This window comes from Xanthobacter flavus (genome assembly GCF_017875275.1).
GTDB classification, from domain to species: domain Bacteria; phylum Pseudomonadota; class Alphaproteobacteria; order Rhizobiales; family Xanthobacteraceae; genus Xanthobacter; species Xanthobacter flavus_A.
The window spans coordinates 1,239,896-1,261,408 of sequence record NZ_JAGGML010000001.1; the positions used below are offsets into that span (position 1 = coordinate 1,239,896).

General features: G+C 68.5%; 24 protein-coding genes. 10 read left to right on the plus strand and 14 right to left on the minus strand.

The features are described 5' to 3' along the window. Position 1: 1 nt before the first annotated feature. From J2126_RS06080 to J2126_RS06100, 5 genes are all read right to left on the minus strand, one after another. Positions 2 to 784, minus strand: a complete 783-nt coding sequence (locus tag J2126_RS06080) for a hypothetical protein (RefSeq protein WP_209484874.1) — start codon at positions 782 to 784, stop codon at positions 2 to 4. Between the two features lie 86 nt (positions 785 to 870). Continuing rightward, positions 871 to 2,235 carry an 8-oxoguanine deaminase gene (locus J2126_RS06085; protein ID WP_209484875.1) on the minus strand — a complete coding sequence of 455 codons (1,365 nt, stop codon included), beginning with the start codon at positions 2,233 to 2,235 and terminating at the stop codon, positions 871 to 873. Between the two features lie 74 nt (positions 2,236 to 2,309). Further along, complete coding sequence (locus J2126_RS06090; RefSeq protein WP_209489894.1) at positions 2,310 to 3,413, minus strand: PQQ-dependent sugar dehydrogenase; 1,104 nt, start codon at positions 3,411 to 3,413, stop codon at positions 2,310 to 2,312. Positions 3,414 to 3,534: 121 nt separating this feature from the next. Further along, the gene (locus tag J2126_RS06095) at positions 3,535 to 3,930 is read right to left on the minus strand and encodes a hypothetical protein (RefSeq protein WP_209484876.1); all 396 of its coding nucleotides are present in this window, start codon (positions 3,928 to 3,930) and stop codon (positions 3,535 to 3,537) included. A 199-nt stretch (positions 3,931 to 4,129) separates the two neighbouring features. Then, a complete protein-coding gene (locus tag J2126_RS06100) occupies positions 4,130 to 4,798 on the minus strand; it encodes a glutathione S-transferase family protein (RefSeq protein ID WP_245327728.1) in 669 nt (222 codons plus the stop codon). 226 nt (positions 4,799 to 5,024) lie between these two features. Between J2126_RS06100 and J2126_RS06105 the strand changes: the two genes are divergently transcribed. From J2126_RS06105 to msrP, 5 genes are all read left to right on the plus strand, one after another. Beyond that, positions 5,025 to 6,227: a pyridoxal phosphate-dependent aminotransferase gene (locus tag J2126_RS06105; RefSeq protein ID WP_209484877.1), complete on the plus strand. Its 1,203-nt coding sequence runs from the start codon at positions 5,025 to 5,027 to the stop codon at positions 6,225 to 6,227. A gap of 216 nt (positions 6,228 to 6,443) precedes the next feature. Continuing rightward, positions 6,444 to 6,917, plus strand: a complete 474-nt coding sequence (locus J2126_RS06110) for a DUF992 domain-containing protein (RefSeq protein ID WP_209484878.1) — start codon at positions 6,444 to 6,446, stop codon at positions 6,915 to 6,917. 234 nt (positions 6,918 to 7,151) lie between these two features. Further along, positions 7,152 to 7,682 (plus strand): DUF992 domain-containing protein, encoded by a 531-nt coding sequence (locus tag J2126_RS06115; protein WP_209484879.1) that lies wholly within the window; start codon positions 7,152 to 7,154, stop codon positions 7,680 to 7,682. A gap of 115 nt (positions 7,683 to 7,797) precedes the next feature. Continuing rightward, positions 7,798 to 8,310, plus strand: coding sequence for a DUF992 domain-containing protein (locus J2126_RS06120; protein WP_209484880.1), 513 nt, complete (start codon positions 7,798 to 7,800; stop codon positions 8,308 to 8,310). 88 nt (positions 8,311 to 8,398) lie between these two features. Then, a complete protein-coding gene (gene msrP / locus J2126_RS06125) occupies positions 8,399 to 9,376 on the plus strand; it encodes a protein-methionine-sulfoxide reductase catalytic subunit MsrP (RefSeq protein ID WP_209484881.1) in 978 nt (325 codons plus the stop codon). 147 nt (positions 9,377 to 9,523) lie between these two features. On the opposite strand, the gene J2126_RS06130 is transcribed toward msrP, so the two are convergent. Next, complete coding sequence (locus tag J2126_RS06130) at positions 9,524 to 10,765, minus strand: alanine racemase (RefSeq protein ID WP_209489898.1); 1,242 nt, start codon at positions 10,763 to 10,765, stop codon at positions 9,524 to 9,526. 327 nt (positions 10,766 to 11,092) lie between these two features. On the opposite strand from J2126_RS06130, the gene J2126_RS06135 reads away from it, so the two are divergent. Both J2126_RS06135 and J2126_RS06140 read left to right on the plus strand, forming a co-directional pair. Further along, the gene (locus J2126_RS06135; protein WP_209489900.1) at positions 11,093 to 11,572 is read left to right on the plus strand and encodes a hypothetical protein; all 480 of its coding nucleotides are present in this window, start codon (positions 11,093 to 11,095) and stop codon (positions 11,570 to 11,572) included. Continuing rightward, entirely contained in the window at positions 11,569 to 12,261 is a 693-nt protein-coding gene (locus J2126_RS06140; protein ID WP_348634242.1) for a ribonuclease T2 family protein, read from the plus strand. The genes J2126_RS06135 and J2126_RS06140 overlap by 4 nt, the downstream gene beginning before the upstream one ends. A gap of 24 nt (positions 12,262 to 12,285) precedes the next feature. Here J2126_RS06140 and J2126_RS06145 read toward each other — a convergent pair whose 3' ends face one another. Then, positions 12,286 to 12,684: a hypothetical protein gene (locus J2126_RS06145; protein ID WP_209484882.1), complete on the minus strand. Its 399-nt coding sequence runs from the start codon at positions 12,682 to 12,684 to the stop codon at positions 12,286 to 12,288. Positions 12,685 to 12,853: 169 nt separating this feature from the next. On the opposite strand from J2126_RS06145, the gene J2126_RS06150 reads away from it, so the two are divergent. Next, positions 12,854 to 13,726 carry a 23S rRNA (adenine(2030)-N(6))-methyltransferase RlmJ gene (locus J2126_RS06150; RefSeq protein WP_209484884.1) on the plus strand — a complete coding sequence of 291 codons (873 nt, stop codon included), beginning with the start codon at positions 12,854 to 12,856 and terminating at the stop codon, positions 13,724 to 13,726. A 118-nt stretch (positions 13,727 to 13,844) separates the two neighbouring features. After that, positions 13,845 to 14,444, plus strand: a complete 600-nt coding sequence (locus J2126_RS06155; RefSeq protein ID WP_209484886.1) for a glutathione S-transferase N-terminal domain-containing protein — start codon at positions 13,845 to 13,847, stop codon at positions 14,442 to 14,444. Between the two features lie 57 nt (positions 14,445 to 14,501). On the opposite strand, the gene J2126_RS06160 is transcribed toward J2126_RS06155, so the two are convergent. Together J2126_RS06160 and J2126_RS06165 are read right to left on the minus strand one after the other, a co-directional pair. Beyond that, positions 14,502 to 14,903 (minus strand): DUF1236 domain-containing protein, encoded by a 402-nt coding sequence (locus J2126_RS06160; protein WP_209484888.1) that lies wholly within the window; start codon positions 14,901 to 14,903, stop codon positions 14,502 to 14,504. Between the two features lie 178 nt (positions 14,904 to 15,081). Next, positions 15,082 to 16,515: an aspartate aminotransferase family protein gene (locus J2126_RS06165; protein ID WP_209484890.1), complete on the minus strand. Its 1,434-nt coding sequence runs from the start codon at positions 16,513 to 16,515 to the stop codon at positions 15,082 to 15,084. Between the two features lie 132 nt (positions 16,516 to 16,647). On the opposite strand from J2126_RS06165, the gene tmpT reads away from it, so the two are divergent. Further along, positions 16,648 to 17,286, plus strand: a complete 639-nt coding sequence (tmpT, locus tag J2126_RS06170; protein ID WP_209484892.1) for a thiopurine S-methyltransferase — start codon at positions 16,648 to 16,650, stop codon at positions 17,284 to 17,286. A 163-nt stretch (positions 17,287 to 17,449) separates the two neighbouring features. On the opposite strand, the gene J2126_RS06175 is transcribed toward tmpT, so the two are convergent. From J2126_RS06175 to J2126_RS06195, 5 genes are all read right to left on the minus strand, one after another. Continuing rightward, positions 17,450 to 18,931, minus strand: coding sequence for an aldehyde dehydrogenase (locus J2126_RS06175; protein ID WP_209484894.1), 1,482 nt, complete (start codon positions 18,929 to 18,931; stop codon positions 17,450 to 17,452). A 95-nt stretch (positions 18,932 to 19,026) separates the two neighbouring features. Continuing rightward, a complete protein-coding gene (locus J2126_RS06180) occupies positions 19,027 to 19,650 on the minus strand; it encodes a hypothetical protein (RefSeq protein WP_209484896.1) in 624 nt (207 codons plus the stop codon). A 2-nt stretch (positions 19,651 to 19,652) separates the two neighbouring features. Next, entirely contained in the window at positions 19,653 to 20,540 is an 888-nt protein-coding gene (locus J2126_RS06185; RefSeq protein WP_209484898.1) for a hypothetical protein, read from the minus strand. Positions 20,541 to 20,621: 81 nt separating this feature from the next. Beyond that, positions 20,622 to 20,828 carry a DNA gyrase inhibitor YacG gene (gene yacG / locus J2126_RS06190; protein WP_209484900.1) on the minus strand — a complete coding sequence of 69 codons (207 nt, stop codon included), beginning with the start codon at positions 20,826 to 20,828 and terminating at the stop codon, positions 20,622 to 20,624. Continuing rightward, complete coding sequence (locus J2126_RS06195; protein WP_209484902.1) at positions 20,825 to 21,445, minus strand: Maf-like protein; 621 nt, start codon at positions 21,443 to 21,445, stop codon at positions 20,825 to 20,827. The genes yacG and J2126_RS06195 overlap by 4 nt, the downstream gene beginning before the upstream one ends. Positions 21,446 to 21,513: the final 68 nt, after the last annotated feature.

Sequence of the window (21,513 nt, forward strand, 5' to 3'; positions counted from 1 at the left end):
CTCACCCCAGCGCGCGGCGGACCAGAGCCTCGACGGCATCCACGGGCTGCTTCAGCCATCCGTATTCGGCGGGGATATCCGCCTCGGCCAGCTGGTCGGCGAAGCGCTCCACATGGCGGCGCGGGTCGGCGCGGAACTGCGGCTGGGCCATAAAGAACTGCACCGAGACCGTGGAGCACGGATGCTTGGAGGCGGCCGAGAGATAAAGTGGCACCTTCTTGGGCGGCCACCAGAATTTCCCGAAGCGCCGGTCCGCGTGATAGTGCTCGAACAGGCGCGGATAGCCGTGGTGGTTCAGCGCCCGGCCGGTGACGGCATAATTGTTGGTGTAGATCACCCGCTTCAGCGGCCGCAGCTCGATCACAGGCGCGGTCTGCGACGCCTCGTAGGTGGTCAGTTGCGGGCCGACCAGGATCGAGCCCCACCAGATGCCGTTGAGCGGCCGGGGACAGGCCTTCTCCAACTCCTCGAACAGGCCGGGCGAGAGCCAGTCGTCGTCGTCCACGAAGGCGATGAGGTCGTCGGGAGCGCGCTTCGTCTCGCGCAACACGGCGTGGGGGATCACCTCGGCGCCCCGCACCGCGGCGAAGCTCGCCCGGGAGAGCTTCGCGATCTCGTGGCGGAAGCTGCGATAGTCCACCTTCAGGTGCCGGTCCCACAGCCCCATGAAGTCCACCAGCAGATTCTCGTCGATGCCGTGGCGGCGCAGGAACGTGCGGGTGTCGTCGTCGGTCAGGGCGAGCCAGTCGGGACTGTAGCGCACCGCGACGATGCGTTTGCCCATCGTCAACTCCGGACGGTCTTCCTGGAAACGCCAGCGCCGTTCCCGGCACCGTTACGGCGGGCCGCCAGCCGCCGCGCGTCGTCTTATCAAGCTGAAGCCAGACGCGCCAGTTCGGCGGCCATGGCGTTGTGCCGCGCCACCGTAGCGTCAAGGTCGATGGTGAGGAGGCGCCCGTCGCGCACCACCACCTGCCCGTTGATGACGCTGAGCGACACATTCTGCGACTGGCAGAAAATGAGCGCCGCCACCGGATCATGCAGCGCCCCCGCATAGGCGAGGCGCGCCATGTCGAAGGCGATGAAATCCGCCGCCATGCCGGGGGCGAGCGCGCCGATGTCGTCGCGGCCGAGCACCCGGGCGCCGCCAAGGGTCGCCAGCTCCAGCGCCGTGCGCGCGCTCATGGCGTCGGGGCCATGGGCGACGCGCTGCAGCAGCATGGCCTGGCGCGCCTCGTTCAGCATGTGGCCGCTGTCGTTGGAGGCGGAGCCGTCCACCCCGAGCCCCACCCGGATGCCCTCGGCGAGGAAGCGCTTCACCGGCGCGATGCCGGAGGCGAGGCGCATGTTGGAGCAGGGGCAATGGGCGACGCCGGTGCCGGTCTTCGCGAACAAGGCGATGCCGTCGTCGTCCAGCTTCACGCAGTGGGCGTGCCACACGTCCGGCCCCACCCAGCCGAGCGAGCGCACATATTCGGTCGGCCCCATGCCGAAGGTTTTCTCCGAGAAGGCGACGTCGCTGTCGTTTTCGGCGAGGTGGGTGTGGAGCGTCAGGTTGTTGTCGCGGCCGAGCTTCAGCGTCTCCAGCATGAAGTCCCGGCTGACCGTGAAGGGCGAGCAGGGCGCGAGCACGATGCGCAGCATGGAGTAGCGGTCGGGGTCGTGATAGGTGCCGATGAGCCGCTCGGCGTCCTGCATCACGAAGTCCTCGTCCTCCACCACCCGGTCGGGCGGCAGGCCGCCCTTGCTCTCGCCGATGGTCATGGCGCCCCGCGCCGCGTGGAAGCGCATGCCGATCCGCCGCGCCGCCCGGATGGAATCGTCGAGCCGCGCGCCGTTGGGATAGATGTAGAGGTGGTCCGAGGAGGTGGTGCAGCCGGAGAGGATCAGCTCCGCCATGGCGGTTTCCGTCGCCGCCTCCACCATCTCGCCGGTCAGGCCCGCCCATAGTGGATAGAGCGATTTCAGCCAGGTGAAGAGTTCGCCATCCTGCGCCCGCGGCACCGCGCGGGTCAGGCTCTGCACCATGTGGTGGTGGGTGTTGACCATGCCGGGCATCACCACATGGCCGGACAGGTCGATGACCTCGTCGGCGCTCGCCGGCAAATCCTGCGGCCGGCCCACCGCAACGATGCGGCCCTCCTCCGCATAGAGCCCGCCCCCCGCGATCTCGCGCCGTTCGCCGTCCATGGTCACGAGCACGAGGGCGTTGCGGGCGAGCAGGGTCGAGGCCATGGGAACTCCGGGATCGGGCGCCGCATGCTGCGGCCATCCGATCCTAGGTTGCTTCGGGAGAAGAAGAAATCCGCTCAGCGCCCGGCCGGCACTACGCGGAGAATCTCGCCCGTGCTCTCGGCCACGAGCCAGAGCGCGCCGTCCGGCCCCATGCGCACGTCGCGGATGCGCTTGCCCATGGGCAGGCGCTCCTCGCCGATGACGGCGCCGTCCCGCACCTTCACCATCACCAGCGCCTGACCCGCGAGTGCGCCGACAAAGAGCTGGCCGCGCCAGCCCGGCAGCGCATCGCCGGAATAGAAGGCGGCACCGGAGGGGGCGATGGACGGGTCCCAGTAGAACAGGGGCTGCTCCATGCCGTCCTTCGCCGTGCCGACGCCGATCTTGGCGCCGGAATAATGCCGGCCATAGCCGATCACCGGCCAGCCGTAGTTCTTGCCCGCCTCCGGCCGGTTCACCTCGTCGCCGCCGCGCGGGCCGTGCTCGACGGTCCACAGCCGGCCGGTGCCCGGCTCTATGACGGCGGCCTGCACGTTGCGATGGCCGTAGCTCCAGACCTCGGCGCGCGCGCCGTCCTTTTCCACGAAGGGATTGTCGGGAGGAATGGCGCCGTCCGGCAGGATGCGGACGACCTTGCCCAGGGTGGTGGTGAGGTCCTGCGCCTTGTCCATGTAATTGAACCGATCGCCGAGGGTGACAAACAGCATGCCATCCGGCGCGAACACGAGGCGCGAGCCGAAATGGTTGCCGCCGGACACCGCAGGCTGCTGGCGGAAGATCACGTCCACATCGGTGAGGCGCGTAAGGTCGTCGGAAAGCTTGCCGCGGGCGACGGCGGTCGCGGCACCTTCCGGGCGCGGCTCGGCATAGCTCAGATAGATCAGGCGGTTCTGTGCGAACCTCGGGTCCACCGCGACGTCCAGCAAGCCGCCCTGCCCCCGCGCCGCGACCTGCGGCACGCCGGAGATGGGCGCGCCCACCTTGCCCGTCGCATCGACAGGACGCAGCCGCCCGTCGCGCTCGGCGACGAGGAGGCGGCCATCGGGCAGGAAAGCGATGCTCCAGGGGGTATCGAGGCCGCTGGCAAAGGGCACCACGCGCACCTGCTCGCCGCCCAAACGGGCACCCACTGGCTGCGCGAAGGCGTAGGTCGCCGCCGCGAGCAGAATGAGAAGGATGAGGGCGCCAAGTGCGGCATGACGTGCCGCACCGCGCCGCCGTTTCGTTCGCGGACCGGCGGCGAGCTGGGCGTCCGGCAGCACGGAATTCAGCGGCGTGGGCGTGTGCCGCGCCGCCGGATCAACGCCGCGCACGCGTCCGGGCTTCGACGCGGGCGGTTGCGAGACGGGAGGTGGCAACGCGCCGGGCGGCAAGCGCGGACAGGAAAACCGCGCCACCTACCGCGCCGAGGGACAGCAGGAAGCCGGACGAATCCTTGACGCTTCCCGCGATCAGGTCGCTTGCCATCGCCGCATGGCCGCCGAGAACCAGCGCCACCGCACCGATTGCCACCATGAGGGCGAAGGTGAGCACCGCCTGCGCAAGAGCGTCACCCTCCTTGTGGGCGCGCACGGCACGGGCCAGCAGTTCGGGATCCGCCGGCGACTGGCGCACGGCCCGGCGGGTGAGGGAAAAGTGCCCTGCTTCCATGTAACCGCCGACGTCACAACGTCCGGACATGATGGTCTCGCTCATTGGGGCAGCCTCCTCATCCCCTGTTCCGCGCGCACTCTGGCAACGTAAAAAGGGGCGAATCAGTTCCGCCGACACAAGGCAGGGTGGAAAAGAATCGTGGCGCCACGGCGGCTTAGCCATCACGGATGATGGCAAGATGATGTCGAACGCTCACGGACGCGCGAGCCATCCCCGCTGTTCTGCCGCGCCATCGCGCCGCTCAGGCGAGGACCGGCTCGGCCCCCCGGATCTCGGGCCGCCACTCGATGTCCACATGGCCCGGCTCCGCCGCGACGCGCGCCAGCCAGCCGCGCACGGCCGGGAACGCTGCGAGGGAGAAGTCCCCCTCCTCCGCCACATGGGTGTGGGCGAACAAGGCAATGTCGGCGATGGTGAGCGCATCGCCGACGAAATAGTGGCGCGCGGCGAGGTGGCGCTCCATCACCTTGAGCGCCGCGTAGCCCTCTTCCATCCAGCGATCCACGTCATGGGCGCGCAATTCGCGCCCGCCGCGCACCTGCCGCAGCCAGAAGCGGGCTGTGGCGATGCCGGGCTCGTGGCTGTTCTGCTCGAAGAACATCCAGCGCAGCACCTCGGCGCGGGCGAAGGCGTCGGCGGGCAGAAGCGGCGTGCCCTCGGCGAGATGGAACAGGATAGCGTTCGACTCGGCGAGGAAGCGCCCGTCCACATCGAGGAGCGGCACCCGCCCCTCCAGGTTCATGGCGAGGAATTCGGGCGTGCGGTGCTCGCCGGCGAAGATGTCCACCTCCACGAGGCGGAACGGCCGGCCGAGCTTCGCCAGCATCAGGCGCACCTTGTAGGAATTGCCCGACGACTGCGTGGAATAGAGCGTCAGCACCTCGATCGTCCTCCCAGCCCCGCCGAGCATGTGGCGGCAGGCCGGGGCGGCCGCAAGCCCCGATTGCACCGGGCCGCACCGCGCGCCGATCCATCAATCCGGCGTGGCGCGACATTCACGATCCTTGCTTGTTCGCGGCAAGGCTCTGAACTAGTGTCCCGCCGCCGGCATCCGGCCGGCCCTCGACCTGTCATCGTTGCGCCCGTGCCGCGGCATCCGCTCCGCCCACGATCGCGCGTCCCGGAGCCCCAAGGCCATGAGCCTCCTTTCGTCCGCCCTCAAGCGCATCAATCCCTCCCCCACCATCGCCATCTCCAACAAGGCGCGGGAGCTGAAGGCGTCGGGGCGGGACATCATCGCGCTCTCGGCCGGCGAGCCGGACTTCGACACGCCCGACAACATCAAGGAAGCCGCCATCGCGGCCATCCGTCGCGGCGAGACCAAGTACACCGCCGTGGACGGCATTCCCGAGCTGAAGGCCGCCATCTGCCGCAAGTTCAAGCGCGAGAACGGGCTCGACTACAAGCCCTCGCAGGTGTCGGTGGGCACCGGCGGCAAGCAGGTGCTGTTCAACGCCCTTCTCGCCACCGTGGATGCGGGCGACGAGGTGATCATTCCGGCGCCCTACTGGGTCAGCTATCCGGACATCGTGAATTTCTGCGGCGGCACCCCGGTGCCGGCGATGACCACGCTGGAAGACAATTTCAAGCTGCGTCCCGAGGTGCTGGAAGCCGCCATCACGCCGAAGACCAAGTGGCTGATCTTCAACTCGCCCTCGAACCCCTCCGGCGCGGCCTACAGCTTCGACGAGCTGAAGGCGCTCACCGACGTGCTGGTGAAGCATCCCCATGTGTGGATCCTCACCGACGACATGTACGAGCACCTCGTCTATGACGACTTCAAGTTCGTCACCCCGGCGCAGGTGGAGCCCGCCCTTTACGATCGCACGCTGACCATGAACGGCGTGTCCAAGGCCTATTGCATGACCGGCTGGCGCATCGGCTATGCCGCCGGCCCGGAGGCGCTCATCAAGGCGATGGGCACGCTCCAGTCCCAGTCCACCTCCAACCCCTCCTCCATCGCCCAGTGGGCGGCGCTCGAGGCGCTGGACGGGCCGCAGGACTTCATCGCGGCGAATAACAAGGTGTTCAAGGAGCGCCGCGATCTCGTGGTCTCCATGCTCAACCAGGCCAAGGGCCTGACCTGCCCGAAGCCGGAAGGCGCCTTCTACGTCTTCCCGTCCTGCGCCGGCACCATCGGCAAGACGACGCCGGGCGGCGTGACCATCACCAATGACGAGGTGTTCGCCACCGAACTCCTGAATGCCGAGGGCGTGGCGGTGGTGCATGGCTCGGCCTTCGGCCTCGGCCCGGCCTTCCGCATCTCCTACGCCACGGCCACCTCGGACCTCGAAGAGGCCTGCCGGCGCATCCAGCGCTTCTGCGGCTCCCTCACCTGAGCCCGACGGCGCGCGGCCATCGTCGCGCGCCCGCCTCCCTGCAAAGCCACCTCCTTGCAAAGTGACGTTCCGGCAGGGTGGGATTTGCCACAGAAACGCGAAAACGGAACCCGGCGCGAACTGGAGCGTTGGCGCAGCGGTGAAGTCTGGGCTAAGGCTGCGCGGTCGTCGGGCGCCGGATTCGACCCGCCCGCTTCCCACAGGAGGAACGACATCATGAAGACTGTCCTCAAGGCCGGCCTCGCCGCCGCTGCCGTCCTCGTCGCCGGTGCGCTTCCCGCTTCGGCCCAGTCCCGCGTCCAGGTGGGCACGCTGACCTGCAACATGGCGCCCAACGTGGCGTTCGTGATCGGCTCGGTGCGCGAGATGACCTGCGCGTTCCGCCCGGCTGTCAGCGGCGCCAAGCGTGGCACCTATCAGGGCACCGTGCGCCGCTTCGGCCTCGACATCGGCGTGAACGGCCGCGGCACCCTGGTGTGGGGCGTGTTCGCTCCGTCCGCCAAGGTTCCGGCTGGCGCCCTCCGTGGCACCTACGTGGGTGCGGCCGGCTCGGCCTCCATCGGCGTGGGCCTCGGCGCCAACGTCCTCGTGGGCGGCTCGCAGAACACCTTCGCGCTGCAGCCGCTGTCGCTCGAGGGCCAGACCGGCCTCAACCTCGCCCTCGGCGTTTCGGACCTCACCCTGCGCTGATTCGGCCCCGCTCTGCGGCGTGACGGCTGAACTGCCGCCTGCCGCAGCCGCATCTGCCCCACGCGCAAGACTGCCCCGCGCCCCCGGCCCAACCGGGGGCGCGAGCATTTTCAGGCCTTCCCCTGTCCCCCGCCCAGCCAGATGATTCCGCTCGCGCCAAGCCGTCAGCGGTGGAGATTGCGCGGGACTCCCGGGCAACGTACCTCTTCAGGGTCGCTCTCCGGGGGATCATTCATGCGCGCCACCATCGCCGCCGGCCTTCTTGCTGCCTCGACCCTCTTCGCCGCCGCGATGCCGGCAGGCGCCCAGACTCTCGCGCCCGTGCCCCTGCCGCCGCCGCCCACCGGACCGATGGTCCAGTCCGGCATGCTGGTCTGCAAGGTGGCGCCGTCCATCGGCTTCGTCATCGGCTCCATGCGCGAGGCGGCCTGCGAATTCCGCAACACCACCGTCCAGCCCTATGTGGTGCTGTCGCGCTACAAGGGCACCATCGCCCGCTTCGGCATTGATCTCGGCGTGCTCGCCGCCGACACCCTGGCCTGGGCGGTGTTCGCCCCCACCGCCACGCCCACCCCGAGCGATATCGCCGGCAGCTATATCGGCGTCTCCGCCGACGCGGCCTGGACCATCGGTGCAGGTGCCAACGTGCTGCTGGGTGGCTCGAGCAACCAGATCGCCCTGCAGACCGTCTCGGTGGAAGGCATGGTGGGCGCCGATGTGGCCGCCGGCGTCGCCGACCTCACCCTCGTTCTCCTGCCGAACTGACGGCTTTTCGCGGCCCATCACAAAAGGGCCGCAGCTGTCGTGCCAGAGTGAGCTTCGCCTCGGCCGGAACGGGCGTGTTCCCGCCGAGGCGCCATCCCTGTGCGGAGGGTGCGGCGTGTCCAACTTCCTGTCCCGTTCCATGGCGATCACGTGCGCCGGCCTCGGTGCCACCCTGGCCCTGCTCCCGGCCTTCGCCGCCGGGCCGGCGATGCCCCAGGTTGCGGCGGGCCTGCTGGAGTGCCGCGGCGCCTTCGCCACCGGCTACGGCTTCGGCTCGACCCGCACGGTGAAATGCGAGTACCGGCCCTCCCTGGGGGTCAACCACTATTACAGCGGCACCATGGAGCGCGTCGGCCTCGATTTCGGCGTCTCCGATCAGGCCAGCATGCTGTGGGCGGTGATCGCGACCTCGCCGGCGGTGGCGCCCGGCGCGCTGGCGGGGAAATATATCGGCATCTCGACCGGCTTTTCCGTCGGTCCGGGCTTTTCCGCCAACATGCTCGCCTCCGACGACGCCACCAAGCAGGTGACGCTCCAACCGCTCAGCGTCTCGTCGGACAGCGGGCTCAGCGTCTCCATCGCCGGCGCGACGCTGACGCTCGAACCCTCCGCCGCCGCCCCGCAGTGAGCGCCTACACGCCCGTGTGAGACACGCCTGTGTGACTTGCTCCGTCATCGCGCGCCCCCGATCTTGGCGCCGCGACGGAGGACATTGAATGCTCATCAGATCAAGGCGCGGCTGGGAACTGCCCGAATCGGCGGCGACGCCGGAGAACGTCTATCTCAATCGCCGGCAAGCCATGGGCGCGGGAGCCATGCTCCTCGCCGGCCTCGGCGTGGGGACAATCGCCAGCCCCGCCGCAGCCCAGCGCGTCGGTGATGTTCCGGACCCGTCGGCCGGCCTATACCCCGCGGCGCGAAATCCTCGCTATACCCTTGAGCGGCCCGTGACGCCGGAGGCCAAGTCGAGCCTCGTGAACAATTATTACGAGTTCAGCTACGGCAAGGTGGTCGGCCCCTCCATGACGCGCTTCCAGCGCCGGCCGTGGCTCGTGAAGATCGATGGCCTCGTCGAGAAGCCCCAGGAGATGGGCATCGACGATCTGTTCAAGAAGGTGACGTTCGAGGAGCGCCTCTATCGCCACCGCTGTGTGGAGGCGTGGTCCATGGCGGTGCCGTGGACCGGCTTTCCCATGAAAGACCTGGTGGCGCTGGCCGCCCCCACCTCGGGCGCGAAATACATCAAGATGGAGACCTTCCTCGATCCGAAGGTCGCGCCCAACCAGCGGGATTTCCGCTATACGTGGCCCTATGTGGAAGGCCTGACGCTGGAGGAGGCGACCAACGAACTCGCCTTCCTCGTCACCGGCGTCTACGGCAAGCCCGCCCCCAACCAGTTCGGCGCGCCGCTCAGGCTGGTGCTGCCGTGGAAATACGGCTTCAAGTCCATCAAGGGCATCGTGCGCTTCACCTTCACCGACAAGCAGCCGGTGAGCTTCTGGGAGCAGTTGCAGGGCTCCGAATACGGCTTCTGGGCGAACGTGAACCCCAAGGTGCCGCACCCGCGCTGGAGCCAGGCGACCGAAGAGGACATCGCCACCGGCCAGCGCATCCCCACGGAACTCTTCAACGGCTACGGCGAATATGTCGCCGACCTCTACAAGGGCCGGGAGACCCAGAAGATCTGGTTCTAGGGCAAGCATCGCCATCCCATGCGGCCGTCATCCCCCGGCTTGTCCGGGGGATCCACTTGGCGGCCAGTGCCGATGATGATTCAGAGATCACGCTGTCGGCACGGTGGATGCCCCGGACAAGCCGGGGCATGACGGCTCAGATTGACGTCACCGCTCTTCCTGCCCCTCCACCCCGCCCCGCCGTTCCGGCTCGGCGAAGCCGTCCGGCGCTTCGCCGGCGTCGAACGGCGTCGTCACCTCCACGAAGGTGTCGGGGTAGAAGCCGTTGAACCGGGTGCGCAAAGAGAGGGAATAGGCCCCGATGTGGCCGATCTCGATCCAGTCGCCGGTGTCCACGCTCTCCGGCAGATAGAAGGGGCGGGTGAGGACGTCCACGCTGTCGCAGGTGGCGCCGTAGATGCGGAACGGGGCGGTCACGTCTGGCCGCCCCGGCCGGCGGCGGCGGGCGGGATCGGGAATGTGACGCACCGGAAGCAGGATCTTGCCGGTCCACGAATCCGACAAAGACGACCACACGCCGTCATTGATGTAGAGCCGCTGGCCCTTCTTCAGCAGCACCCGCACGATGACCGAGAAGGCGCGGGCGACGATGACCCGCCCCGGCTCCGCCACCAGCGGGACGCCGGAGAAGCCATGCCGCTCCACCGCCCCCATCAGCCCGCCGACGATCTCGCTCAGCGGCGGCATGGGCGGGACCGGCCGGCGCGGGTCCACCGCATAGGTCGCCGGGAACCCGCCGCCCACGTCGAGTACCGAGATGGGCACCTTCGCCGCATCGCGCACTTCGGCCGCGGTGGCGACGGCGCGGGCGTAGGTGTCCACATCCTCCACCTGGCTGCCCACGTGGAAGCACAGGCCGCAGCGGATGCCGAGGCCATGGATGCGCTGGAGCAGCTCCGCCGCATGGCCCGGCGCCGCGCCGAACTTGCGCGACAGCTCATAGGCCGCCTCCCCCTTGGAGGCGATGCGCACGAACAAGGTGAGGTCTTCCGGGTCGAGATCGAGCGCCCGGACGATGCGGAGAATCTTCGCCACCTCGTCCTCATGGTCGAGGGCGGTGGCGCGGATGCGGTAGTGCTCCAGGGCGAGGCGGATGTCCGACTGCGCCTTCACCGGGTGCATGTAGAAGAGTTCAGCCCCCGGCGCGGCGGCGCGGGCGGCGGCGAACTCGGCGGGCGACGCCACGTCGAACGCGTTGATGCCCGAGCGCGCCAGCACATCGAGCACCATGGACTCGCCGTTGGTCTTCACGGCATAGGCCGTCTTGCCTGGAAAGGCTGAGAGGAAGGACGCGGCATCGGCCGCCAGCACATCCGGCCGGAAGCAATAGACCGGCTGGTCCGGCCGCATCTCCAGCGCCGCCTCCCGCCCGGTGGCGAATCGCGGCAGGGCCTGGGTTTGGCTGGAGGACTGGCCTGCGGTCCGGTCGGCGGCCACGAGGTGGGGCGTCGTTTGCGGCATTGGGGCTCCTCCCGCGAGTCGGACGATGCGAGCTTGCCCGGCTTTTCCGGCGAGAGCACGACACCCGCCATCGAACCGCTCGTTCATTTTCTCTTAAGGTGTTGCCGCCGCGTCCTTGACCGCGGCCAAAGCCCGCCGCATCGTCCCGCCGAGGTACGCCCGGAAGGGCAAGAGGCCGAAGTGGAGACGACCATGGGTGAGCGGGCGCTGGGCGCGAAAGCCGTTGGCGAAAAGGCTGCCGGCACTATGAAGCGCATGCGCGCGGCCTTGGGCGGCGCCGTCGGCCGCATCGCCGCCGCGGCGGCCGTGGCCGCGCTCGCGATTGCCCCCGCCTCGCTCGCCCCGGCCAAGGCGGCGAACCTGCTGGAGCTGAACTTCTGGCTCTCGGGCCCGAACTATTCCGGCGTCGTGCCGGCCTGCGACAGCCAGGAGGCGCTCGATCTGATCGCCACCCGCTTCGCCGAGACCGAGCGCCGCTTCTGGGCCTCCAGCCTCTCGATCACCGATTTCGAGAAGGTGCACGAGATCGCCTTCCGCCCGTGGGGGCAGGAATACCAGCCGCGCCGGTTCTGCCGCGGCACCGTCTTCACCAACGATCTCAAGAAGCGCACCATTTATTACTCCATCATCGAGGATGGCGGATTCATCGGCGCCACCTGGGGCGTGGACTGGTGCGTGGTCGGGCTCGACCGCAATTATGCCTACGCCCCGTCCTGCAAGATGGCAGGTCCGTGACGCGGCCTTTCGGGGAGATTCTGCGGGCTTTCGCCGGCCAGTGCGCCGTCGGCTTCGCCCTGCTCGTTGCGCTGGCGGCCCATAGCCCGGCGCGGGCGGAGGGCCAGCCCGGCCAGTTCGATTTCTACGTCCTGTCCCTGTCCTGGTCTCCCACCTATTGCGAGGACCAGGGCAAGCGAGCCGACAGCGAGCCGCAATGCTCGCTCACGCGCCCCTATGCCTTCGTGGTGCATGGCCTGTGGCCGCAATATGAGCGCGGATTCCCGGACTATTGCCAGAACCCGCCGCCCTATGTGCCCAACCCGCTGGTCAATTCCATGCTGGACGTGATGCCGAGCCGTCGGCTCGTCATCTACCAGTGGAAGAAGCACGGAACCTGCTCGGGCCTGTCGCCCCAGGCCTATTTCGATCAGGTGCGTGCGGCGAAGGCGAAGGTCGTCATCCCCGCCGAATTCAGCCGGCTGGATGATTACAAGATGGTCGCGCCGCAGGAGGTGGAAGATGCCTTCCGCGCGGCCAATCCCGGCCTGGAGGCTGGCATGATCTCGGTGGATTGCGACCGGCGGCGGCTCAGGGAAGTGCGGGTGTGCCTGAGCCGAGATCTCGCCTTCCAGCCCTGCCCCGAGGTGGACCGCCGCACCTGCCGGCTCTCGCGCATGGTGCTGCCGCCGGTGCGCGGCGGGCGCTGAGGCCCGCCGGCCGATCGGGTTTGGTTACGGCTGCTTGGCGAGGCGGGCGCACAGGGCCAGCGCGTCGTCGTCGTCCACCTCCAGGTAGCAGAGGTCGAACTTTCCGTCGGGCTGCAGCGTGCCGATGTGGAAGCCGTCGTCGCCCACCACGTAGACGGTCTTGAGATCAGGCGTGATGGTGCCGTGGATGGGTTCGGACTTGGTGCCGCCGGGCACCGGATAGATCACCTTGCCCTTGAAGGAGCGGCCGCGCTGCTCCTCGATGACGAGGCCGTAATCCGAGTTCACATAGCCCATTTCCATGCCCACGCCGTCGCTCGGCCCCTTCCAGGTACCGACGAGGGAAGGGGTCTGCTGCGCCGAGGCGGGGGCCGCGGCGGCGAGGGTGGCAACAAGGGACAGCGCGAGAACGAGAGGCTTCATGTTTCCCTCCTGCGGACGCGGGGCCGCGCGCGGAACACTGCCGCTTGACGCGCCGGCATCCATGCGTCACGCCGGGACGGTCGCACGGCGGCACTAGGGCCACAATACCGTCACGTCACAGCTGCCCGCGCCATCCACATCCTCCCTTCCGCGCCATCGCCGAGCCGAGATGAATTATCGCCACGCCTTCCACGCCGGAAATCCCGCAGATGTCATGAAGCATGCGGCGCTCGCCCGCGTGCTCGCCTATCTCGGCAAGAAGGACTCGCCCTACCGCGTGCTCGACACCCATGCGGGCGCCGGCCTCTACGATCTCGACGGCATCAATGCGCGCAAGACCGGCGAGGCGGATGCGGGCATCGAGGCGGTGCTCGCCGCGCAGGATTCAGGCACCCTCCCCGCCCCCGCCGCGGCGTTGCTCGCGCCCTATCTCGATTGCGTGCGATCGCTGCGCGAAGGCGGCCGCAAGCTCTATCCCGGCTCGCCGGCGCTCGCGCTCGCGCTGGCGCGGCCGCAGGACAAGTTCCTGTTCTGCGAACTGCACAAGGAAGAGCGGGCGAAGCTGGAAAAGCGCGTGGCCGAGGCGCCTGGCGCCGAGGGCCGGGTGAAGATCCTCGCCCAGGACGGCTGGCAGGCGCTTGCCGCGCACTTGCCCCCCCGCGAGCGCCGCGGCGTGGTGCTGGTGGACCCGCCGTTCGAGGAGCCGGGCGAGTTCCAGCGCATGGTGGCGGGGCTGGAGGCGGCGCACCGGCGGTTCGCCACCGGCATCTTCATGCTCTGGTATCCCATCAAGGACCTGCGCGCGGTGGACGCCTTCCGCCGCGACGTGGCCCACCTGAAGCTGCCGAAGACGCTCCGGGTGGAACTGGACTTCGCGCAGGTGCGCGCGCTGGACACGCTCTCCGGCTCCGGCCTCATCATCGTCAATCCGCCCTTCACGCTGGCGGATGAGATGAAAACGGTGCTCAACGCCCTCGCCCCGCTGCTGGCGCGGGACGGCAAAGGTCGGGCACGGGTGTCGTGGCTCACCGAGGCGGGCTGACCCCACCGGAATATCAGGGTAACGACGACAACCCGGCGCGATGCGGCTGATTTTGCGTGGCAGCACGACCGTGGCCGCGCTATCCAGAGGTCCCCTCCCCGTCCCGACGGACCCCGCCATGCTGCTCCGCCACTCCCCCACCTCTCCCTTCGTGCGCAAGGTACGCGTCGCCGCGGCCATTCTCGGTATTCCGCTCGAGCTGGAGCCCGCCGACACGCTCGACCCCAACGACACGCTGCGCCAGCAGAATCCGCTGGGCAAGATCCCCGCGCTGCTGACGGACGATGGGCAAGTGCTGTTCGATTCCTCCGTGATCCTCGCCTATCTGGACCATCTGGCGGGAGACGGACGCATCCTGCCCACCGAGCCGGCTGCGCGCATCAAGGTTCTGCGCCGGGAAGCCCTCGTGGACGGGATGATGGATGCGGGCATCCTCATTCTCTATGAGGCGCGCTTCCGGCCGCAGGAGAAGCACGAAGAGCGCTGGCTGGAGCATCAGGCGGGCAAGCGCAATCGTGCGATCGATGCTCTGGAAGCGGAAGTCGAGCCCTATTCCGGCGCACCTAACGCGGGCGATATTGCGCTGGCCTGCGCCCTCGGCTGGTTCGACTTCCGCTTCGGCGGAGACTGGCGGGCGGATCACCCCAAGCTCGTCACGTGGTTCGACGCCTTCAGCGCCGCGCATCCGGCATTCGCGGAGTCGGCGCCGGTCGCCTGACACGCGAAAGGCGCCACCCGTGGGGGCGGCGCCTTCGACGCGGTACCTGTCGGGTGATTACTCGACGATATAGACCACCTTGCGGGTCTTCGGCTCGACGATGACGCGGCGGTCGTTCACCACCGTGTATTCATACTCGTTGTTCTGCGGGATATCGTAGAGCGTCACATTCGGCGGGAGCTGGCGGCCGACCACCACCTCCTGCTCCATACGCACGGACGGGCGGCGCTCCTTCATCACATAGGTGCGCACTTCCTGGGACGGCTCGCCGGCAGCGCCGACACCCGCACCCACCACGCCACCAACCACCGCGCCCACGGGGCCGCCGACCACGGCGCCGACAGCCGCGCCGCCCACCGCGCCCGTAGCGGTGGAGGCCTGCGCGAAGGCCGCGGCGGGAGCGATCACGGGAGCCGCAAGGGCGGCGATCACGGTACTCATCAGCAACGTCTTTCGCATCTTACCTCTCCTGCTGCATTCAGATCGCAGCAGAAACAGTGGTGGAGGCAAAAACGTTCCCGGCAGCATCCAAGAGCTGCAGATACCTGGGACTGACTTGAGGAATCCGGGGGCGAAAACCTTGGCCTTCGCCCCACCGCCGCCATCTTTGACTTCGGCTTTGCCGTGCGCGGCGCGCTCAGGTGCTCGCCACGGCCTTCGCAGGCACGCGCGGGACGGGAACCATCATCCCCCGCTTGATCAACTCCGCATGGGTGAGGTCCAGCACCCGCCAGGCGGTGGCGACCAGTTCGTCCGCCTCCTCGTGCGACAGGGTGAAGGGCGGGGCGAGGATCATGCCGTCGCGCACCGCGCGCATCACCAGCCCCTCCTTGAAGGAGAAATCGCGGCAGATGAGGCCCACCGTGCCCTCTTCCGATGCGAAGGCGGCGCGGGTGGCTTTCTGCGGCGTCAGCTCGATGGCGCCAATAAGGCCCACCATGCGTGCCTCGCCAACCAGCGGATGCTCGGCGAGCTTCAGCCAGCGTTCCTGCAGGTAAGGGCCGATATCGGTCCGCACCCGGTCCACCAGCTTTTCCTCGTGCATGATCTTCAGGTTGGCCAGCGCCGCCGCGCAGCCGCCGGGATGGCCGGAATAGGTGTAGCCATGGTTGAAGTCGCCGCCGTGCTCGATGAAGCCTTCCGCGAAATGATCGCCGACGATCACCCCGCCCAGCGGGAAGTATCCAGAGGTCACGCCCTTCGCGAAGGTGATGAGGTCCGGCTTCACGCCCATGTATTCGGCGCCGAACCAGCGCCCCGTGCGCCCGAAGCCGCAGATCACCTCGTCACAGATCAGGAGCACGTCGCGCTCGCGGCAGATCTTCTCCACCTCGGGCCAGTAATTGGCCGGCGGAATGATGACGCCGCCGGCGCCCTGGATCGGCTCGCCGATGAAGGCGGCCACATTCTCCGGCCCCGCCTCGTCGATGGCGCGGGCCACCTCGCGGGCGGCGAAAAGCCCGAAATCCTCGCGGCTCATCTCGCCGCCCTCGGCCCACCAATAGGGCTGGGCGACGTGGATGATGCCGGGAATGGGCAGCCCGCCCTGCGCATGCATGGGCTTCATGCCGCCGAGGGAGGCGCCGCCCATGGTGGAGCCGTGATAGCCGTTGCGGCGGGAAATGAAGATGTGCTTCTCGGGCTTGCCCAGCGCCGCCCAATAGTGCCGCACCATGCGCAGCACCGTATCCACCGCCTCCGAGCCGCCGGAGGTGAAGAACACATGGTTCATGTGGGCCGGCGCCACCTCGGAGATGGCCGCCGCCAGCTCCGCCGCACCGGGATGGGTGGTCTTGAAGAAGGTGTTGTAATAATCGAGCTGGTAAAGCTGCTGGGCGATGGCATCGACGATCGAATGCCGCCCGTGCCCCACCTGCGAGCACCACAGGCCCGACATGCCGTCGAGGATCTTGTTGCCGTCGCTATCGAAGACAAAGACCCCCTCGGCCCGCGTGATGACCCGCACCCCCTCGGCGTTCAGCGCCTTCGTATCGGAAAACGGGTGCAGGTGGTGCGCCGCGTCCAGCGCGCGCCAGTGGGCGGTGGAGTTGGACAGGGGGGCGGACGTCACGATGGCGATGCTCCGTGTTGAACCTCTGCGGTTCTAGCGCGAAAGCGGGGCCGTGGGCCACCCCCGCGCTGTCGCCGCCCGCCCGATCTGCTAAAGCTGCGGCCGGTGGATCGAGCGTGTGGAGGCGAGGGCATGGAACCGGGGTTCTGGCAGGCGCGGTGGGAGACGAAGCAGATCGGCTTTCACGAGGGAAAGCCCAATGCCCATCTGGTGAAGCACCTGCCGCGCCTCGGCCTTGCGCCCGGCGCGCGCATTTTCCTGCCCCTGTGCGGCAAGACGCGGGACATCGCCTACCTGCTCGGCCAGGGCTTCGCCGTGGCCGGCGCGGAACTGAGCCGCATCGCGGTGGAGGAATTGTTCGCCGAGCTGGAGGTGGCGCCTGAGATCACCGAAGCCGGCGAATTGCTACGGTTCAGCGCGCCCGGCCTCGACATCTTCCAGGGCGACATCTTCGCCCTCGAAGCCGAGACGCTCGGGCCGGTGGATGCCGTCTATGACCGCGCCGCCCTGATCGCTCTGCCGCCCGACATGCGGCCGCGCTACGCTGCCCATGTCGCGGCCATCACCGGTGCGGTTCCGCAGTTGGTGGTAACGATCGTCTACGACCAGTCCCTCGTCGGCGGCCCGCCCTTCTCGGTGCCAGCGTCAGAGGTCCATGCGCTGCATGATGCCGGCTTTCAGGTGACGCAGCTTGATGCCGTCACCCGTCCGGACGCCCTCAAGGGGCAGTGGGAAGCGACCGAGGAGACGCATCTGCTGGAGCGGTGGTGAGGGATCGTCCCTTCAGCTCCATGCGTCATCCCCGGCCTGTCCGGGGGGATCCACCCCGCCGATTGTCCGCGCTTCGGGATCATCGCACGGGCCGAAAGGTGGATGCCCCGGACAAGCCGGGGCATGACGGCAACGGAAAGTGGAACAGCTGGCTGCGACAAGCCTAAAGCCGCGTCCACACCGTCTTTAGGTCGGAATACTTCTCCAGCGCGTGCAGGGACTTGTCGCGCCCGAAGCCGGATTGCTTGACGCCGCCGAAGGGGGTGGTGATGTCGTCGGCGTCGAAGCAGTTCACATAGACGATGCCGGCCTTGAAGCGCCGCGCCACCTTGTGCGCGGCGGCAAGGTCGGCGCTCCACACCGAGGCACCGAGACCGTAGACGGTGCCGTTGGCGATCTCCACCGCCTCGTCCAGCCCATCGAAGCCGATCACCGACAGCACCGGCCCGAAGATCTCGTTCTGCGCCAGCGCGGAAGAGGGGGCCACGTCGTCGAACACGGTCGGCGCCACGAAGGCTCCGCCGGTTTCGGTCCGCACAGCCGTGCCACCCGTCACCAGCCGCGCGCCACTCTCTCCGCCGGCCTGGATCGCGGAGAGGATGCGGCCCTGGTGCTCGCGGCTCACCACCGCACCCGCTGGCGCATCGGGATCGAGCGGATCGCCGGGCATCCAGCGCGGGGCGAGCGCGGCGACGCGCTCCACCAGTTCGGCGCGGATGCGGTTGTCCACGAGGAGGCGGGAGGCGGCCGTGCACATCTCGCCCTGATTGAAGAAGATGCCACCGGCCACCGCCTCGGCCACGGCGCCGAGGTCGGCCACGTCGTGAGCCACCACGAAGGCGGTCTTGCCGCCCAGCTCAAGGGCGACGCGCTTGATGTTGCTCTCGGCGGAATAACGCAGGAAATAGCGGCCGACCTCGGTGGACCCGGTGAAGGCGATGGCATCCACATCCATATGGAGCCCCAGCGCCTTGCCGGCCTCGACGCCGAGCCCCGGCACCACGTTGAACACACCGTCCGGAATGCCGGCCTCGGCGGCCAGCTCGGCGAGGCGGAGCGCGGTGAGCGGACTTTCCTCCGCCGGCTTCAGCACCACGGAATTGCCCATGGCCAGCGCCGGCGCCACCTTCCAGGCGGCCATGATCATCGGGAAGTTCCACGGCGTGACGCAGCCGACCACGCCGAGGGGCTCGCGCAGCACGAGGGCGAGGTTGTCGTCGGTGGTGGGCGCGACCTCGCCATAAACCTTGTCGCAGCACTCCCCGTAATAGGCGAAGCAATCGGCCGCCGCGCGCACGTCGATGGCGCGGGCGTCCGAGATGGGCTTGCCCATGTTCAGCGTCTCGGTCAGCGCGAGTTCGTCGCGGTGGGCGCGGATGAGGTCGGCGAAGCGCAGCAGGGCGCGCTTGCGCTCCAGCGGCCGCTGCCCGGCCCAACGGCGATCCTCGAAGGCGCGGCGCGCGGCCTTTACCGCCCGGTCCACATCCTCGGCATCGCAGGCCGCCACCTCGGCGATGGCATGGCCGGTGGCCGGATTGACGGCGCTGAAGGTGCGGCCCGAGGCTGCCGGATGGAAGGCCCCGTCGATGAAGGCCTCAGTCCGGAAGGAGGGAATGTCCGCCGCCGTCCGTTCCGCCGCCGCCATGATGCTCGCCTCCGCTGCCGGACCGGCCGCTGCCGGACCTGCCGCACCCTCGCGCGGCGCGGCGGCCGCCGTCAAGGTGGCGCAGACCGCCGCCCTCAGGCGAGGATGACCACGTAGAACAGCCCCGCATTCATGAGCACGAAGGTCGGGAACTGCGGTGTCCAGAAGGCGTCCAGCCACGAGGTGGGCGGAAACTGCAGCACGCTGCGGATGGTCAGGAGGACCCAGGCCAGAAGGCTGAACACCAGTGCGGTGAGGAAGTCGCCGAACCGGAGGGGATCAAGGCCCACCGCGAACATCAGGTCGGCCAGCAGCGTCGAGGGCGCCTGGCGCAGCACGAACAGGCCGATGCCATCGATGAGGATGAACAGCATGATCGTCAGGATCAGATAGCACATCACGAAGACCGACCCGCGCAGGCTCTGCGATTTCGGATCGGGCTTCGGGTAGAAGATGTAGGCGAGCAGGGACACGAGGATCACGGCGACGAGGGCGACGCCGGCCAGCATCGCCGGCACCGACAGGGAGATGCCTCCACCGGCGAGGAAGCTGCGCGAGACGAGCACCAGAACCGTCACCAGAAGGAGCTGCGAGAGCGCGACCGCGTCCTTCTGCGCGCCCGGAGCGTCCTGCCCCAGCGGCGGAACCCGGGTGGAGTAGAAGGAGTCGAAGAAGATCTGGATGTTGCGCTTGAGGGTGGCGACCAGCTTGCCGGCCATGCCTAACGCTCCGGACGCGCCCAGCGCAGGGTCCAGGTCCTTTGCGGCACCGTGGACTGCTGGCCGGTGTCCAGGTCCGCGACCGTCACGTAGGTGGTCGTCACATTGGCCGCGGCATCGAAGCTGAAGGCGACGCAGTTCGGCGCCCCCTGCGGCACCGGCTGGTAGCGGCGCAGCATGGTGCGCAGATAGACATAGCGCATGCCCGGCGCGCCGCCGGCCTGGGCCTGCGCGGGCTTCAAGCCCGTGATCACGGCGATGGCATCGCGAACCGGGACGAGGATCAGGGGAATGGCATCGCCGGAAATCTCGGCGACACGAAAGGTGGGCTCCCCGGACTCGCCCGGCTGGGTGAACGAATAATGCCTGCGGCCGCCGATGTTGGCGTCGTCGGTCCGGTGGCAATCCGGCCGCTCCGTGGAGCGGTACCGGAAATGGAAGGCGTGCAGCAGCTGGGATTCCTTGAGGCCCGCCGCGTGGTAGTCGTCATATTCCCGCGCCGCCACCCGGCGATCCATGGGGCCTCTCCTGCCCGCAAAGCAGCTTTCGTTGAGGGCCGGGCGCTCGATATGGACTTCCTGCACGTCCGCGGTGTCCCGCTCGGTGCGCGGCGCCTCGTTGCGCAGCTTGATCGCGACGACGCCGCCGCGGTCGGGTTCCAAGGCATAGATGGCGCGCACGCGGTCCGAGGTGGCCATCACGGACTTCACCTCGGGGCCGGTGGCGTCGATCCACCGTCTTCCGTCGGGCGAGCGGAGATAGAGCTGACCCGGGACCAGTTGCCCCGATGCCACGGGGCATGCGGACTGGGCCCTTGCCCCATCGACCGGGAGCAGAAGACCGGCGGCAAGCGTGGCCACCGGCAGCCAGGAACAGATCGCCACACGCATAGGAAGCCCTCCCCCTCACAACTCTATTAAAAGTTGTATTAATTGAGAAGGCTTATTCTTGCGCGAACGCGAGGTGTCGCTTCACCCCCGCTCGGGTGGCCCGCTCTCACCGTCCTCGTCCTCTTCGGGACGACCGGGGATGGCATAGCTGCCGGAGAGCCAACGGTTGAGGTCCACGTCTGCGCAGCGCTTGGAGCAGAAGGGCTTGTAGCGTTCCACGGGAGGTTTGCCGCAGATGGGGCACGGACGGGCGGCGGGAATGGCCTTTACGGGAGTATCCGCGCTCACGCCGCGCGCTCCACCCAGCCGGCGCGCACGTCGTAGCCCTGGCCGGTCAGCAGGCCGAGGGTTTCGGACAGTGGCAGGCCGACCACATTGGTGTAGGAGCCAACGAGCTTCACCACGAAGCCGCCGGCGATGCCCTGGATGGCGTAGCCGCCCGCCTTGCCGCGCCACTCGCCGCAGGCGAGGTAATCGTTGATCTCGTCGCGCGACAGGCGCTTGAAGCGCACCCGCGTCTCCACCAGCCGGGTGGCAGTGCGCCCGCGCGGATCGATGAGGCAGATGCCGGTATAGACGCGGTGGGTGCGGCCGGAGAGCAGGCGCAGGCACGCCTCCGCCTCGTCCACCAGATCGGGCTTGGGGAGGATGCGCCTTCCCACCGCCACCACCGTGTCGGCGGCAAGCACCAGCGCGTTCATCCCGGCATCCTTGGCGCGGCCGGCCACCAGCTTCGCCTTCTCCTGCGACAGGCGCTGGGCGAGGCGGCGGGGCAGCTCGCCGCGCTCGGGCGTCTCGTCCACATCGGCGGGCATGAGGAGGTCCGGATCGATGCCGGCCTGGTTCAGCAGCGCCAGGCGGCGGGGAGAGCCGGAGGCAAGGACGAGCTTCACCTGATCGTTCACGGAGCAAATTCCTCCCGGGCCGACCCGCGCCGGCTCCTGTGTGTTGCGTGGTCTAGCGGAATTGGCCG

Coding starts and splice junctions, on each gene's coding strand:
- J2126_RS06080 (WP_209484874.1), bottom strand. CDS start 784: ATGGGCAAACGCATCGTCGCGGTGCGCTACAGTCCCGACTGGCTCGCC.
- J2126_RS06135 (WP_209489900.1), top strand. CDS start 11,093: ATGCGCGCGGCCTTGGGCGGCGCCGTCGGCCGCATCGCCGCCGCGGCG.
- J2126_RS06155 (WP_209484886.1), top strand. CDS start 13,845: ATGCTGCTCCGCCACTCCCCCACCTCTCCCTTCGTGCGCAAGGTACGC.
- J2126_RS06150 (WP_209484884.1), top strand. CDS start 12,854: ATGAATTATCGCCACGCCTTCCACGCCGGAAATCCCGCAGATGTCATG.
- msrP (WP_209484881.1), top strand. CDS start 8,399: ATGCTCATCAGATCAAGGCGCGGCTGGGAACTGCCCGAATCGGCGGCG.
- J2126_RS06105 (WP_209484877.1), top strand. CDS start 5,025: ATGAGCCTCCTTTCGTCCGCCCTCAAGCGCATCAATCCCTCCCCCACC.
- J2126_RS06185 (WP_209484898.1), bottom strand. CDS start 20,540: ATGCGTGTGGCGATCTGTTCCTGGCTGCCGGTGGCCACGCTTGCCGCC.
- J2126_RS06145 (WP_209484882.1), bottom strand. CDS start 12,684: ATGAAGCCTCTCGTTCTCGCGCTGTCCCTTGTTGCCACCCTCGCCGCC.
- J2126_RS06095 (WP_209484876.1), bottom strand. CDS start 3,930: ATGAGCGAGACCATCATGTCCGGACGTTGTGACGTCGGCGGTTACATG.
- J2126_RS06160 (WP_209484888.1), bottom strand. CDS start 14,903: ATGCGAAAGACGTTGCTGATGAGTACCGTGATCGCCGCCCTTGCGGCT.
- J2126_RS06110 (WP_209484878.1), top strand. CDS start 6,444: ATGAAGACTGTCCTCAAGGCCGGCCTCGCCGCCGCTGCCGTCCTCGTC.
- tmpT (WP_209484892.1), top strand. CDS start 16,648: ATGGAACCGGGGTTCTGGCAGGCGCGGTGGGAGACGAAGCAGATCGGC.
- J2126_RS06175 (WP_209484894.1), bottom strand. CDS start 18,931: ATGGCGGCGGCGGAACGGACGGCGGCGGACATTCCCTCCTTCCGGACT.
- J2126_RS06180 (WP_209484896.1), bottom strand. CDS start 19,650: ATGGCCGGCAAGCTGGTCGCCACCCTCAAGCGCAACATCCAGATCTTC.
- J2126_RS06100 (WP_245327728.1), bottom strand. CDS start 4,798: ATGCTCGGCGGGGCTGGGAGGACGATCGAGGTGCTGACGCTCTATTCC.
- J2126_RS06085 (WP_209484875.1), bottom strand. CDS start 2,235: ATGGCCTCGACCCTGCTCGCCCGCAACGCCCTCGTGCTCGTGACCATG.
- J2126_RS06115 (WP_209484879.1), top strand. CDS start 7,152: ATGCGCGCCACCATCGCCGCCGGCCTTCTTGCTGCCTCGACCCTCTTC.